Source organism: Kribbella jiaozuonensis (genome assembly GCF_005233875.1).
Taxonomy (GTDB): domain Bacteria; phylum Actinomycetota; class Actinomycetes; order Propionibacteriales; family Kribbellaceae; genus Kribbella; species Kribbella jiaozuonensis.
In genome coordinates this window covers 63230-77258 of sequence record NZ_SZPZ01000005.1, presented here as the reverse complement: position 1 = coordinate 77258, position 14029 = coordinate 63230, and the positions used below count along the sequence as shown (strand labels likewise).

Here is a 14029-nt window from a genome sequence, read left to right as displayed (position 1 = left end):
AGAGGTGACTTTTACAGCACCTGCGAGAGGAACTGCCGCAGCCGCGGCGAATCCGCGTCCGTGAACACTTGCTCCGGTACGCCGGACTCCACCACCACGCCCTGATCGATGAACGCGACCTGATCCGCCACCTCGCGCGCGAACCCCATCTCGTGCGTGACCACGACCATCGTCATCCCCGCCTGCGCCAGATCCGCCATCAGCGCGAGCACACCCTTCACGAGCTCGGGATCGAGTGCCGACGTCGCCTCGTCGAACAGCATCACCTCGGGCTTCATCGCGAGCGCCCGCGCGATCGCGACCCGCTGCTGCTGACCGCCGGACAGGTTCCCGGGCCGCGCTCCCGCCTTCTCGGCCAGGCCGACGAGCTCGAGCTGCTCCCGGGCCGCCTGTTGCGCGGTGTCGGTGTCGAGCTTCTTGATCTTGCGGAGCGGGAGCGTGATGTTGTCCAGCACGGTCTTGTGCGGGAACAGGTTGAAGTGCTGGAACACCATGCCGATGCGACGACGCAGTACGTCGGGGTCACCGCGCAGTACCGACTCGCCGCCCAGCCTCACATCACCCGCATCCGGCTCGAGCAGCCGGTTGATCGCGCGCAGCAATGTCGACTTGCCCGAACCCGACGGCCCGATCACGCAGGCGGTGTGGCCGGCCGGTACGGCGAGGTTGACGCCGCGCAGGACCTTGTTGGTACCGAACGCGAGCTCGACGCCCTCGACCTCCAGGCTCGCGGCCTCAATGGTTCGCATGCGCGAGCTCCTCCAGCTTCACATCGTTGTTCTCGGTCGGCCGCCCTTCGCGCAGCCGCTTGTCGAAGTGGTTCACCAGGTGGGTCAGCGGCACGGTGATGCTCAGGTAGAAGATGCCCGCGAGCAGCAGCGGCGACAGGTTGCCGTTGGTCGCGGCCGCGTCCTGACCGATCCGGAACAGCTCGCGCTGACTCGCCAGCAGGCCGAGGAAGTAGACCAGGCTGGACTCTTTCACCAGCGCGATGAACTGGTTCACGAGCGCCGGCAGCACCCGCCGTACCCCTTGTGGGATGACGACCAGCCGCATCCCGCTGGGGTAGCTGAACCCGAGCGCGCGGGCGGCCTCGAGCTGGCCTTTCTCCACGCTCTGGATGCCGGAGCGGAAGATCTCGCCGATGTACGCGGCGGCGATCAGCGAGAGCGCGAGGATGCCGAGCGGGTACGGGTTCGGGCCCCACCAGTGCCGGGTGATGGGGGACAGGCCCTGACCGATCAGCAGGATGGTCAGGATCGCGGGCAGCCCGCGGAAGATGTCGGTGTAGATCTTCGCGGGCCAGCGCAGCCAGGGCTTGGTGGACAGGGCGAGGACCGCCACGATCATGCCGAGCACAGTGCCCAGCACGACCGAGGCGGCCGCCAGGATGAGGGTGTTGACCAGTCCCACCTTGAGCATCTCGGGCAGGACCGCCTTCATCGACTCCCAGTCGAGGAAGGTGTCGCTCAGCGTGGACCAGATGTCCATGCTCAGGCCTTGGGGGCGGTGAACTTCACAGACCCGCTGCCGGGCTTGAAGTTCGCCGGTACGGCGCGACCGGGGTAGTACTGCTCGACCAGCTTGGTCCAGGTGCCGTCGGCGATGACCTCGTCGAGCGCCTTGTTGACGGCGTCGCGGAGCTTGTCGTTGCTCTTGGCCACCGCGAACGCCATCGGGGCGTCGCTCAGCTCCTTGGCGGCGAGGATGACGGTGCCGCCACCCTGCTCCTTGGCCATCTTCTCGCCGATCTCGGCGGGGGAGACCCAGGCGTCCGCCGTACCCGCCTTGAGCTGGCCGAGGGCGGCGTTGTAGTTCGGTACGCGGACCGGGTTGAGGTTCTTGCCGGTCGCGTAGTCGTCCTGGACGGTGCCTTGTACGACGACGACCCGCTTGCCCTGGAGCTGGTCGAACGACGTGATGCCGGAGTTCTTGGTGGTGTTGAGACCGAGGTAGCCGAAGTCGTATCCGTTGCTGAACGCAACCGTCTTCTTCCGTGCCTCGGTGATCGTGATCGACGAGCTGCCGAGGTCGAACTGGCCGCCGTTCACCTGCGAGAGCAGCGCGGAGAAGTCCGTCCCGACGAACTCCGGCTTCAGGTTCAGCTTGGCCGCCACCGCGGTGATCAGGTCGTTGTCGAATCCGGTGAACTTGCCGTCCTTCACGTACACGTTCGGCGGCGCATCGGTCAGCGTCCCGATCCGCAACGTGCCGGCCTTCATCAGCCCGAGATCAGGACCGCCCGCGGCTTTGTCCTGATCGCTGCCGCAGGCAACCATCGACACTGCGAGCGTGACCGCTCCCGCCACCGCAACAACCCGCCGAAAAGCGCCGAACGCGCGCACAAGCCTCTCCTCACAACGTCAACGAATGCAGGACGATCCGCCCCGCCGAGGCAACCCAACAGCAGAGTTGGCGACGGAATTCCACGCTGACAAAGGATGAGATCGGGCCGAATGTCTACTCGACTCGTGCTATATAGAGGGCTCAGCCGTGATGTTGCTCATAGTGGGCGAGGGCGTCGGCGGTCCTGCCGGTCCCGTAGGCCAGCAGCAGTTCGGCGAGCGCGGGTGACTCCGCTTCCAGGGCGGCTGCTGCTTGCTGGATCTCGTCGGCTGACGCGACCTCGCGGAGGAGATCCTGGATCGCCCGTACGACGGCGCGAGCCGTGGCACCGTCATCCACCCGCACGCCCACGCCGGCGGGCCAAGCCGTATGGATGCCTGAAGCAACATCCGCCCCGGCCCCACCCGGCACCTGCCCGGCGATCCCCGACGACACCGTCCCCAACCCATCAGGCAGCTGGCCGGACCTCGGCGGGTGGCCGGTTGATCCCGAGGTTGTCAGTCCGCCGGTGGTTTGCCGGATGCGATCGAGCTCGGCCGGGATCTCGTGGTCCCCGATCTCGCTCGTGATCGCCAGATCGGCCAGCTCCGAGGCGGCCCGCAGGCGGGACATCACCGCCGGGTTGCCGATCTTCACCCGCTGCGCGCTGACCAGTTGGGACAACATCGGCGCAGACATGCCGATGAGCTGCGCGAGCCCGCCCTGCGTCAGCCCGAGTGGACCCAGGACACGCCGTACAGTCTCCCCGAGCGGCTCGCCGTACAGCTCGATCTGCTGCTGGAGGTTGTGCGCTGTCTGGTCCATCGGTCCGCCCCTTCCGTCGGCCACCGCATCGCGATTGCAAATATCTTCGCACCTGCGAACGCAGATATCCAGACCAAATCGGCTTGACATTTGCAATCGCAAACTGAAAGTGTTTGCGGCAGCGAATCTCACTGGAGGAAACGATGACGACTCACCAGGGACACCGCCGCCGCCCAGCGGTCTGGGCGCTCCTCGCCATCACACTGACTGCTGTGCTGGCCGGCCTGACCACCGGGAGCGCGGTGGCCGACCCTGCTCCGTCCGGCGGCAAACTCGTCCTGGTGCTCGACTCGTCCGGCTCGATGAAGGAGCCGGCCGGCGACGGGCAGACCAAGATCGCCGCGGCCCGGACCGCCCTGACCCAGGTGGTGACCAAGCTCCCGACGGCCGCCGAGGTCGGCCTGCGGGTGTATGGCGCGACTGTGTTCAAGCGCACCCAGCCCGGTGCCTGCTCCGACACGCAGCTCACCGTCCCGATCGGCACCGACAACCGGCCGCAGTTGCAGGCCGCGATCGCGAAGTACAAGCCGTACGGCGAGACTCCGATCGGCTATGCGCTCCAGCAGGCAGCCAAGGATCTCGGTCCGGTCGGCCAGCGCACCATCGTGCTGGTCTCCGACGGTGAAGCCACCTGCGCGCCAGATCCCTGTGTGGTGGCGCAGTCGATCGCCAAGCAGGGCATCGATCTGAAGATCGACGTCGTCGGGTTCCGCGTCGCCGGGAAGGCACGCACCCAGCTCCAGTGCGTCGCTCGAGAAGGCCGCGGCGACTACTACGACGCCGACTCGACCATCGACCTCGAGGCCGGCCTGGACCGCCTGTCCACGCGAGCCTTCCGCCCGTTCCGCATCTCCGGTACGCCGGTGCAGGGTGCGGCCCAACAGGAAGGCGCGCCGGAGCTTGCCCCGGGCCACTACTCCGACACGTTCGGGGTGGACAGCACCTCGAAGCACTACCTGCTCAAGCGGACCATGACGGGCTCGACGCTGCGGGCCGGGGTGAGCTTCCGGCGCCCGTCAGGTGGCAGTTTCGTCATCCAGACCGAGGTGAAGCTCAACACGCTCACCGGTGAGCAGTGTGGATGGAGCTACCCGAGAGGGTTCGACGGAGATCAGGGCCTCGCTACCGGGACCGCCGCGAGCTGGTCGAAGTACGAGAAGAAGAACGACGAGTGCGCCGAGTCCGAGCAGCTGGTGCTGACCGTCAACCCGGGCAAGGACTTCCGGGAGCTCAAGGGCGTGCCGTACGAGCTGCGGATCGACGAGGAGCCGCCGGTGGAGTCGACCACCAGCCTCCCGGCGGCGGCCGACGACCCGACGTGGGTTCCGATGCGGGGCTCGACGCCGCGGGCGATCGTTCCTGGTTCGAGCTTCCCGGATGCGCCGCTGCTGCAGCCCGGTAGCTACAAGACCACGCTGATGCCGGGCGAGCTGCAGCTGTACAAGGTCAAGGCCGATTGGGGTCAGCGCATCCAGGCGCAGATCACGGTGCCGGAGATGGCCGGTGCCACCGCCGAAGCCATCGACGGGATCCGGTATCTCGACACCGCACTGATCTCGCCGATCGGTGAGGACGTCTACGCCGTCTTCGCCAAGAAGGTGCCGGGCGGCTCGTACACGAAGGGCGTGCTCACCAAGCGTGGCCTGGTCAAGGCAGTCACCAGCAAGGAGATCCGTTACCTGAACCGTAACGGCGCCAACAACCAGGACACCGGCACCTCGACGCCCGGCGAGTACTACATCGCGGTGTCGCTGACCCGGAAGGACGACGACAAGGCGTTCACGATCCCGCTGACGCTGACCGTCGGCGTGGTAGGCACAGCCGGTGCGGGGAAGCCGACGTACGTCGACGGGGCGACGCCAGTCTCGGGCGACTCGATCACGCCGACACCGACCGCGGAGCCGTCAGCTTCGGACACCCCCGGCGATGGCGACAAGACCGAGGCCGGCGGCCCGGTCCAGGGCAGCAACTCTGATTCAGGCGATGGCGACGGCACTCCGGTTGCCCTGATTGCCGGTCTTGGCGGCGGGGGCGTGCTCCTACTGCTGGTCGGGGTGTTCGTGGTACTCCGTCTCCGCGCGAAGCCGGCCACCGCCCAGGCGGCAGGACCTTGGCAGCAATACCCGAACCAGGGCGGTCAGAACCCGCCGCAGCAGCCGCCGTACCAGCCATAGGCCGCGGCCCCATCAGAGTGTCGGTGCGATTGTCACCGTGATCTCTGGTGGGGCAGCGACCGCTGGTGGTCTGCCGGCCTCTGCGCGGACCTCGAGCGGGCCATGCGGTGTCGGTACCGTTGCCTGGGCCCACTCGAGGCCGCCGAGCTGGGGAGTGATCGTGACTGCGGTCATTCCGGGTGCGGTTGGCCGGACGCCGAGCAGCGTCGAGATGTAGTGGTAGAGCGGATGTGCACCCCAGGCGTGACAGTCGCTGCGGGTCGGCTCGGGGTGCTCGATCGCGGTCCGCAGGCCCCGGTCCAGCAGGCCGTACCAGAGTCCGAGCCGGTCCAGCAGCACATCGGTCCGGCCGATCCGCTGTAGTGCCTCGAACAGGTAGTGGTCGAAGTACACAGTCGTCCGCGCGAGGGCACCGGCCGGCTCCTGGAGCATCGTCCGGACGGCGGTCTCGCCGTACTTCGCTCCCGCGAGTAGTGCCAGCGACTGCGCGTGCTCGCTGAACGCGCTGTGCGCGAGGTCGTCGGCGTACAGCCCGCGGTCGGTGTCGTAGAAGGCGTCGTCGGCGGCTTCGACGAGCTGGTCGGCCAGCTGTGAGTATCCGGCGGCAGTGCCGACCCAGGACTCCAGGTCGGCGGCCTGCCGTGCGACCAGAGCCAGCTGGAGTTGCAGGACCGCGGACACGCCGCGTCCCGGGCCGGGCCAGTCGGGGTGTTGTTCCCCGTCCTGGACGATGCCAGGTGGGGTGCCGGCGTCCCAGCCCGGCACCCAGTCGGTGAAGTTCCAGCCGTGCAGCGCGTGGAAGATGCCGCGGTCGTCGACGGTACGGCGGTGTGCGTCGAGGGCTGCGCGGACGCCTGGCATGAGTTCGGTGACGAAGGCCAGGTCGCCGCGCCACAGGGCGAAGTCGTGCACCATCGCCACCCACCACAGCGTGAACGGCGGGATGGGGGAGGCGTGCCGGGACGGTGTCCGGGACTGCACCAGCCCGTTCTCGCCCTGGCTGCGGCTGAAGGCGCGCAGTGCCTGGCGGGCTAGCGCGTCGTCGCCGGTGGTGGCGTAGGCGACCAGGCACTGGAGGCGGGTGTCGCCGGCGTACTGGAGTTGTTCGTAGTACGGGCAGTCCATTGTTGTTTCGTGGCTGCAGGCTTGCAGGGTGCGGAAGGCGAGTTCGCCGATCTGGGCGAGCCGTGGGTCGCTGGCGGTGAAGGCGGTGCGGTTCTCGTACGGGTAGTGGGTTTCGCGGAACCGCAGGCCGGTGATCGTGAGCGGTTCGGTCGCTGTGGTGATGAGGAGCTCGACGTAGCGGCCGGACTGCCACCACAGGGTGCTGTGGTGCTCGCGGCCGCCGCCTGCGATGAAGAGGTCACCGATGCCGTCTTCCACGAGCCCTGGCCGGCCGAACAGCTTGCCGGCGACAACGTCGCGATGTCCTTTACCTGCTTGGGGATCCGTCTCGTAGAGGGACTCCTGCCAGTGCAGTCGTACTTCGGCATCGCGACCGCCCTCCAGGTCGAGGACGGGGTAGGCGCAGACGTACTGGTCGAGGTCGATCAACACCCGCCGACAGGTCGCGGGCGGCACCACGAGCGCGGTACCGCTGAGCAGCCCCTGCCAATCGCCGGCCTCATCGTCCAGGTGATCCGCCGGATCCACGACACAGTCACGAGTCGGTCGTCCCACCAGATGCTCCGCAACATGCCGAACCCGAGCCCCACCAACCCACCGCTGCACCGCCGCCGGCAACCGCCCCGGCACCAACAACCGCCCACCGCCACCAGACCGTCCGCCCGCTCCGCCCGGTCCGCCTGGTCCGCCCCCGCCTGCCGCGCCGCCCCCGCCTGCCGCGCCGCCCGCGTCTGCCGCGTTTGCCGGGCTCAGTCGTGCGCCGTCGCTTGGTCGTCCGGGGGCGCCGCTGGGCTTGGCTGGGGACCAGGTGAGGTTGTCTGTGTTGGTTTGCCAGCCCCAGGGATAGGTGCGGCCGTCGGTGGTGTGTCTGGCTCCGCAGCCGTAGCCGTCGCCTTTGGAGCGGCGGCCGTGGCCGGGGAGTGCGGCTGTTTGCCAGGGCGCCGTGCCGGTGGCAAGTTCAAGGTGTTGGCCGCGGACGGGCTCGGCGGCGAGGAGGAAGGTGGGACCGTCGCCGAGGCTCAGCTGCGCCAGTGGTGCGTCGTCCCCGAGGCTCCACACCCGGGCAGCAAGCCAGTGGCCGCCGGCGGGCAACCGCAGACGGTAGCTCTCGAACGACCAGTGGCTGACCTCGCCTCGCGAGGGGCCACGGCCGACGAGGTCACCGTCGACCCACAGTTCGTACCGCTCGTCGGCAGACACGTGGACAACGACCTCACCCGGCTCCGCGCAGTCGACCCGCAGCCGGAACCCGACCACGTCACCGCTCTCCGCCGCCCGGATCCACCGCGCCGGCCATTCGGTGACCACGTCGCCGCTCTCCGCCGCCCGGATCCACCGCGCCGGCCATTCGGTGACCACGTCGCCGCTCTCCGCGGCCCGGATCCAGCGCGCCGGCCAGTCGGATCGTCCGCCCGGTCGCCGGTCGGTCCTTGGTGCACCGACGAACGGGTCGTCCTCGAGTTGCAACTGCTCAACGTCAACGGTTCTAGGCATCGTCACAGTTGGGCCTCTCGGTGTCGGCGATGGCGGATCAGCCATTACCCAAATCCTGACGGTCCACCTGTAGCGGGCGGCGGACTGCGCTCAGTGGACGGTAGTTTCTCCGGGGTGGATGCGTTTGCGGGGCGGTACCGGCTGATCGACCTCGTCGGGACCGGAGGCATGGGCTCGGTCTGGCGGGCGTGGGACCTGCGGCGTTCGGCGTACGTGGCGGCGAAGGTGCTGGGCCAGCATGATGCGGCGACCTTGCTGCGGTTCGTACGGGAGCAGTCGCTGCGGATCGAGCATCCACATGTGGTCGCGCCGCACGGGTGGGCCGCGGACGACGACAAGGTCGTGTTCGCGATGGACCTGGTACGCGGCGGGTCCGTTGCCACACTGCTCGGCGATCACGGTCCGCTGCCGGAGTCGTACGTCGCGGTCCTGGTGGATCAGTTGTTGCACGGGTTGTCCGCGGTGCATGCGGCGGGCGTCGTACACCGCGATGTGAAGCCGGCCAATCTCCTGCTCGACGCGACGGGTACGGCGCGACCGCACCTGCGGCTGTCCGACTTCGGCGTGGCCGGCCTGGTCAACGAACCGCGGATGACCCGGCACAGCACAGTCCTCGGTACGCCGGGCTACCTAGCGCCCGAACAGCTGGCCGGCGCCGACCCCGACCCACGCCAGGACCTGTACGCCGTCGGCGCCGTCGCGGCCGAACTCCTCACCGGCGAGCGCCCCGGCACGGACAGCAGTCTGCCTGACCTCGACGGGCCCCTGGGCGAGTTCGTTCGCCGCCTGACGGCGAAGAATCCAGCCGACCGGCCCGAGTCCGCCGCCTCCGCCGGGCGCCTGCTGGCCGCGACCGGCGCCGTACCTCCGCCGGGAGCCGAGCCATGGCTGCAGGACCCCGACGCCCCCGAGGTGTTCGACCAGCTCCCACCCCTCCCACCGAACTGGACCCCTGCGGGCCCCCAACAGTCGCCACCCACCTCCGACCGAGTGCGTGCGGTGGTGGTGGAAGGTCCGAGGCGGTCGCGGGTTCTGTGGGCCGTGGCGGTCGGGTGTTTCGTGGGCGCGGTCGGGCTGTTGGGGAGTGCGACCTGGTTGCTGGTTCGGTGACGGCAACGACCACGATGTGACCTGGGTCGTGGTGTGGGTTGCGGGGGAGGGCATACTTGAAGCACGAGTGAACCCACTCGCGTGCTCCGGGGTCGGTGTAATTCCGAGCCGGCGGTGACAGTCCGCGACCCGGCCGCTGCAGTTCGGCGGCTGGTTGACCTGGTGGAATTCCGGGACCGACGGTGAAAGTCCGGATGGGAGGCGCACGCGGTCGGCGGGTGTGCTCTGACGTCCGGTCGAGGCGTGCGCGAGGTGGCGGCGTACGGCGAAGCCCGGGTGGCGGAGCGTGGTCGCCGGTCGTCACGAGACCCCGGTAGTGCGTCCGTGACGACGAGGGACCGAAGAGCAGTGAGCAACGCTTCGCCGATTGATGTCGCGTGGATGCGGCGTGCGGTCGAACTGGCCGCGAAAGGTGTCGGCAGCACCCATCCGAACCCGGTGGTCGGTTGTGTCGTCACCGGCCCCGACGGGCATCCCGTCGGCGAGGGCTTCCATGCCGTTGCCGGTGGCCCGCATGCCGAGGTCGAGGCGCTCCGGATGGCCGGAGCCCGGGCGCGCGGCGGTACGGCGTACGTGACGCTGGAGCCCTGCAACCACACCGGCCGGACCGGTCCGTGCGCTGACGCGCTGATCGAGGCCGGGATCGCGCGCGTCGTGTACGCCGTACCGGACCCGAACCGTACTGCGGCCGGCGGTGCCGAGAAGCTGTCCAGCAAGAACATCGAGGTCGTTGAGGGCGTACTGCGGGACGAGGCCGAGGCGGTCAACTACGTCTGGCTGCACAGCGTCCGGATGGGTCGCCCCTTCGTCACGTGGAAGTTCGCGACCACGCTGGACGGACGGTCCGCGGCGCCGGACGGGACGAGCAAGTGGATCACCGGCCCGATCGCGCGCGCCGACGTACACCGGCATCGGGCGGAGTGCGACGCGATTGCCGTCGGCACCCAGACCGTGCTGGACGACGACCCTGAGCTCACGGTCCGGGACGAGAACGACGTACCGGCGGCGCGGCAGCCGTTGCGGGTCGTCGTCGGCGATCGGGAGATCCCACCGACCGCGCGGGTCCGCAACGACCGCGCGGAGACGTTGCTGCTGCCGACCCATGATCCCGCCGAGGTGCTCCGGCAGCTGGACGACCGGCAGATCCGGCACCTGTGGCTCGAAGGCGGCCCGACGCTGGCCGCTGCGTTCGTCCGCGCCGGTCTGGTCGACCAGATCATCGCGTACGTCGCCCCGGCCGTGCTCGGTTCCGGGTTCGCCGCGGTCGGCGATCTCGGCGCGGAATCGATCGACCACCTTCGGCGGTTCAAGCTAGCGGACGTCAGCCGGCTGGGCGACGACGTCCGGCTGACCCTGGTTCCTCTGGGAGGAAAGTAGATGTTCACCGGCATCATCGAAGAACTCGGCACGGTCGAGTCTCTCGACCTGCTCGACGGCGACGCCGCGCGGCTCACGATCCGCGGGCCGAAGGTGACCGAGGACGCCGGTCACGGCGACTCGATCTCGGTCAACGGCTGTTGCCTGACGGTGGTCGAGTATGGCGACGGCCTGTTCACCGCGGACGTGATGCGCGAGACGCTGCAGCGCACCAGCCTCGGCGGCCTCGACAAGGGCTCGTCGGTCAACCTGGAGCGCGCCGTCACGGCGCACGCGCGGCTGGGCGGGCACATCGTCCAAGGGCATGTCGACGGCACCGGCACGATCGCGAGCCGTACGCCGGGCGAGCACTGGGAGGACGTCCGCGTCGCGACGACGCCGGAGATCCTCAAGTACATCGCCGAGAAGGGCTCGATCGCGGTCGACGGGGTCTCGCTGACCGTGACCGATGTCGACGACGCGTCCGGGACGTTCGGGATCAGCCTGATCCCGACCACGCTCGAGCTGACGGTTCTCGGCCGGAACAAGGTGGGCGACACGGTCAACCTCGAGGTCGACGTGATCGCGAAGTACGTAGAGAGACTAATTGCTGGAGGCAACAAGTGAACCCGATCGACTGGCTGTTGCACTCCCAGGTGACGATCGCCGGGTCGCCGGTGCTCGTCCGGGAGATCGTCGGCAACGTGTTCGGTCTGGCCAGTGCCCTGTTCGGTATGCGCCGGCTGGTCGCGGCGTGGCCGGTGGGCATCGTCGGCAACGTGCTGCTGTTCACGGTCTTCGTCGGCGGGATCTTCGACACCCCGCAGGACAAGGACCTCTGGGGCCAGGCCGGCCGGCAGGTGTTCTTCGCGCTGATCAGCCTGTACGGGTGGTACCGCTGGTACCAGACCCGGCACCAGGGCGCCGCGAAGGGCGTGCAGCCGCGCTGGGCCACGACCCGCGAGCGGCTCGAACTGCTCGGGTTCGCGGTGGTGCTGTACGCGATCTCGTACTTCGTACTCCGTGCGCTGGGCTCGTGGGGTCCGCGGTGGGACGCGTGGATCCTGACCGGTTCGATCCTGGCGACGTACGGGATGGCCCGCGGGTTCGTCGAGTTCTGGCTGATCTGGGTCGCGGTGGACGTGGTCGGCGTACCGCTGCTGGTGCAGGCGAAGTTCTACCCGTCGGCGACGATGTACGTCGTCTACGGGCTGTTCTGCGTGATCGGATTCGCGTCGTGGTGGAAGATCCAGAACCGCGAGCGGGTCGAAACTCCGGAACCAGTGGTGGTGGGCTGACATGGGTGCCGTCTTGAAGCTCGACACGATCGAGCATGCGATCGACGAGATCCGCGCCGGGCGACCGGTGATCGTGGTCGACGACGAGGACCGCGAGAACGAGGGCGACCTGGTCTTCGCGGCGTCCAAGGCGACGCCGGAGTTGCTGGCGTTCCTGATCCGGTACAGCTCGGGTGTGGTGTGTGTGCCGATGGAGGGTGCGGAGCTCGACCGGCTCGGGATCCCGCTGATGACGCCGCACAACCGCGAGCGGATGCGGACGGCGTACACGATCTCGGTCGATGCGCGGGACGGGATCAGTACTGGCATCTCCGCGGCTGACCGGGCTCGGACGATCCGGGTGCTGACGGATTCGGCGTCGGAGTCGTACGACGTGGTGCAGCCGGGGCATGTGTTCCCGCTGCGCGGCCGGGAGGGCGGCGTACTCGTGCGGCCAGGGCACACCGAGGCGTCGATCGATCTCGCCCGTCTTGCCGGGCTGACGCCGGCGGCGGTGATCTCCGAGATGGTGAACGACGACGGGACGATGAAGCGTGGCGCGGACCTGCGGACGTTCGCGGACGAGCACGGGCTGGTGCTGGTCTCGATCGACGACCTGATCCGGTACCGGCGTCGTACGGAGTCCCAGATCGAACGGGTCGCCACGACCACGCTGCCGACGCAGTACGGCGATTTTGTTGCCCACGGCTACCGGAACACGGTGGACGGGTCGGAGCAGCTGGCGCTGGTGCGCGGGCCTCTGGGTGATGGGCCGACGTTGGTGCGGTTGCACTCGGAGTGTTTGACGGGCGATGTCTTTGGATCGCTGCGGTGCGACTGCGGGCCGCAGCTGGACGAGGCGATGCGGCAGGTCGCGGCTGAGGGCGGTGTGGTGGTGTACCTGCGCGGCCATGAGGGGCGCGGGATCGGGCTGCTGCACAAGCTGCAGGCGTACGAGCTGCAGGACGCGGGGCGGGACACGGTCGATGCGAATCTTGATCTGGGTCTGCCGGCTGATGCTCGTGACTACGGCACTGGGGCGCAGATCTTGGCTGATCTGGGCGTGAAAGAGGTGCGGTTGCTGACCAATAACCCTGACAAGCTCGCTGGTGTTCAGGGATATGGCATTGATGTGGTCGAGCGTCGCGGGATCTCGATCGACCCGACGGAGCACAATCTGCGCTACCTACGGACCAAGCGCGACCGGATGGGTCACCACCTTCCGGGCGGCGTACTCACGGAAGAGAACGGAGCCGGCTGATGTCGGGCAGTGGAGCACCAACCATCGAAGCCCCGTGGGTCGAGGGTGCCCGTGTTGCGGTCGTCGCGGCGCAGTGGCATCCGAAAGTCACCGACGCTCTGGTCGCCGGCGCCATCCGCGCACTCGACGACTCCGGCGTGACGGACTACACCGTGGTCCGCGTTCCCGGTTCTTTTGAACTTCCGGTGGCTTCGTTGCATGCGGCAAAGGCTGGGTACGACGCTGTCGTGGCGTTGGGCGTGGTGATCCGCGGGGATACGCCGCATTTCGAATATGTGTGCCAGGCGGCGACTGAGGGTCTTATGCAGGTAGGTGTGTCGACCGGCGTTCCTGTCGGCTTCGGTGTCCTGACCTGCGACAACGACCCCCAGGCGCTGGACCGCGCCGGCCTTCCGGACAGCCGCGAGGACAAGGGCTACGAGGCAACCCAAGCCGCCCTCTCCACTCTCGCCGCCGTCCGGCAACTGGGGTAAGCCCCCGCACGCTACACAGCCGCTCCCTTCGTCGCTCCGCTCCTCACCGCGGCTGCTTCGCGCGCTACCCACCCGCCCCCCCGGCTCATCGCCGGTGCATCCTTTCCGGCTACCGCCGGAGGTGCCCGCTACCGCCGGGGTGGCGGGCTGCCGCCCGCGGCCGACTGCGGGCCCCACGCGTGCTGCGCAGCCGCTTCCTTCGTCGCTCCGCTCCTCAGCGCGGCTGCTCCGCGCGCTTCCACCCACCCGCCTGCTGCTCCACCGTCGATTCGAAGGACATCCCGCGCTCAGCGCGGTGACTGCTTGCTGGGCCGTTCTCGGGCAGCGGGCTCTGGCGGCGGCTGCCGCGCTGATGGTCCGAGGCCGGTCCGTCGACGGCGCGCTAGGTGAGCCGCATGCCCGGGCATCTGCTGGCTATCGGTCAGCGGGCGGGCCGGCGTGAGGTGGCCCAGCCTTATCCGGGCCTCGCAGCCGATCCTCGACCAACCACATGCAGCCCGACCACGTGGCGGTCACCCGCGAGCGCCAGCGAGCAAACCGCGGGCGGCAGCCCGCCACCCCGGCGATAGGCCGGCAACCGGCGATAGGCCGGCACCTCCCGGCGATAAG

12 protein-coding genes and 1 riboswitch are annotated in these 14029 nt (G+C 68.7%); of the genes, 7 read left to right on the top strand and 5 right to left on the bottom strand.

The window, feature by feature from the left end:
* Positions 1-11: 11 nt before the first annotated feature.
* The 4 genes from FDA38_RS32395 to FDA38_RS32380 all read right to left on the bottom strand — a co-directional run bounded on the left by FDA38_RS32395 (position 12) and on the right by FDA38_RS32380 (position 3150).
* A complete protein-coding gene (locus FDA38_RS32395) occupies positions 12-749 on the bottom strand; it encodes an amino acid ABC transporter ATP-binding protein (protein WP_137257994.1) in 738 nt (245 codons plus the stop codon).
* Entirely contained in the window at positions 736-1491 is a 756-nt protein-coding gene (locus tag FDA38_RS32390) for an amino acid ABC transporter permease (RefSeq protein WP_137257993.1), read from the bottom strand. The genes FDA38_RS32395 and FDA38_RS32390 overlap by 14 nt, the downstream gene beginning before the upstream one ends.
* Positions 1492-1493: 2 nt before the next feature.
* The gene (locus tag FDA38_RS32385; RefSeq protein ID WP_137257992.1) at positions 1494-2345 is read right to left on the bottom strand and encodes a substrate-binding periplasmic protein; all 852 of its coding nucleotides are present in this window, start codon (positions 2343-2345) and stop codon (positions 1494-1496) included.
* A 142-nt stretch (positions 2346-2487) separates the two neighbouring features.
* Positions 2488-3150, bottom strand: a complete 663-nt coding sequence (locus FDA38_RS32380) for a helix-turn-helix domain-containing protein (RefSeq protein WP_137257991.1) — start codon at positions 3148-3150, stop codon at positions 2488-2490.
* A gap of 143 nt (positions 3151-3293) precedes the next feature.
* Here FDA38_RS32380 and FDA38_RS32375 point away from each other — a divergent pair, with 143 nt between their 5' ends.
* The gene (locus FDA38_RS32375) at positions 3294-5324 is read left to right on the top strand and encodes a vWA domain-containing protein (protein ID WP_137257990.1); all 2031 of its coding nucleotides are present in this window, start codon (positions 3294-3296) and stop codon (positions 5322-5324) included.
* Between the two features lie 12 nt (positions 5325-5336).
* Here FDA38_RS32375 and FDA38_RS32370 read toward each other — a convergent pair whose 3' ends face one another.
* Positions 5337-7943, bottom strand: coding sequence for an alpha-L-rhamnosidase-related protein (locus FDA38_RS32370; RefSeq protein ID WP_137257989.1), 2607 nt, complete (start codon positions 7941-7943; stop codon positions 5337-5339).
* Positions 7944-8057: 114 nt separating this feature from the next.
* Here FDA38_RS32370 and FDA38_RS32365 point away from each other — a divergent pair, with 114 nt between their 5' ends.
* The 6 genes from FDA38_RS32365 (at position 8058) to ribH (ending at position 13420) form a co-directional block, all read left to right on the top strand.
* On the top strand, positions 8058-9053 hold the full coding sequence (locus FDA38_RS32365) for a serine/threonine-protein kinase (RefSeq protein WP_233715059.1): 996 nt from the start codon (positions 8058-8060) through the stop codon (positions 9051-9053).
* Positions 9054-9131: 78 nt separating this feature from the next.
* A riboswitch (FMN riboswitch) is annotated at positions 9132-9263 on the top strand.
* Positions 9264-9401: 138 nt separating this feature from the next.
* A complete protein-coding gene (gene ribD, locus FDA38_RS32360) occupies positions 9402-10430 on the top strand; it encodes a bifunctional diaminohydroxyphosphoribosylaminopyrimidine deaminase/5-amino-6-(5-phosphoribosylamino)uracil reductase RibD (RefSeq protein WP_137257988.1) in 1029 nt (342 codons plus the stop codon).
* Positions 10431-11036 carry a riboflavin synthase gene (locus tag FDA38_RS32355; RefSeq protein ID WP_137257987.1) on the top strand — a complete coding sequence of 202 codons (606 nt, stop codon included), beginning with the start codon at positions 10431-10433 and terminating at the stop codon, positions 11034-11036.
* On the top strand, positions 11033-11707 hold the full coding sequence (pnuC, locus tag FDA38_RS32350) for a nicotinamide riboside transporter PnuC (protein ID WP_137257986.1): 675 nt from the start codon (positions 11033-11035) through the stop codon (positions 11705-11707). Before FDA38_RS32355 ends, pnuC begins: the two co-directional genes overlap by 4 nt.
* 1 nt (position 11708) lies before the next feature.
* Positions 11709-12947, top strand: a complete 1239-nt coding sequence (locus FDA38_RS32345; protein ID WP_137257985.1) for a bifunctional 3,4-dihydroxy-2-butanone-4-phosphate synthase/GTP cyclohydrolase II — start codon at positions 11709-11711, stop codon at positions 12945-12947.
* A complete protein-coding gene (ribH, locus tag FDA38_RS32340) occupies positions 12947-13420 on the top strand; it encodes a 6,7-dimethyl-8-ribityllumazine synthase (protein WP_137257984.1) in 474 nt (157 codons plus the stop codon). The genes FDA38_RS32345 and ribH overlap by 1 nt, the downstream gene beginning before the upstream one ends.
* The last annotated feature ends 609 nt before the right edge of the window (positions 13421-14029 follow it).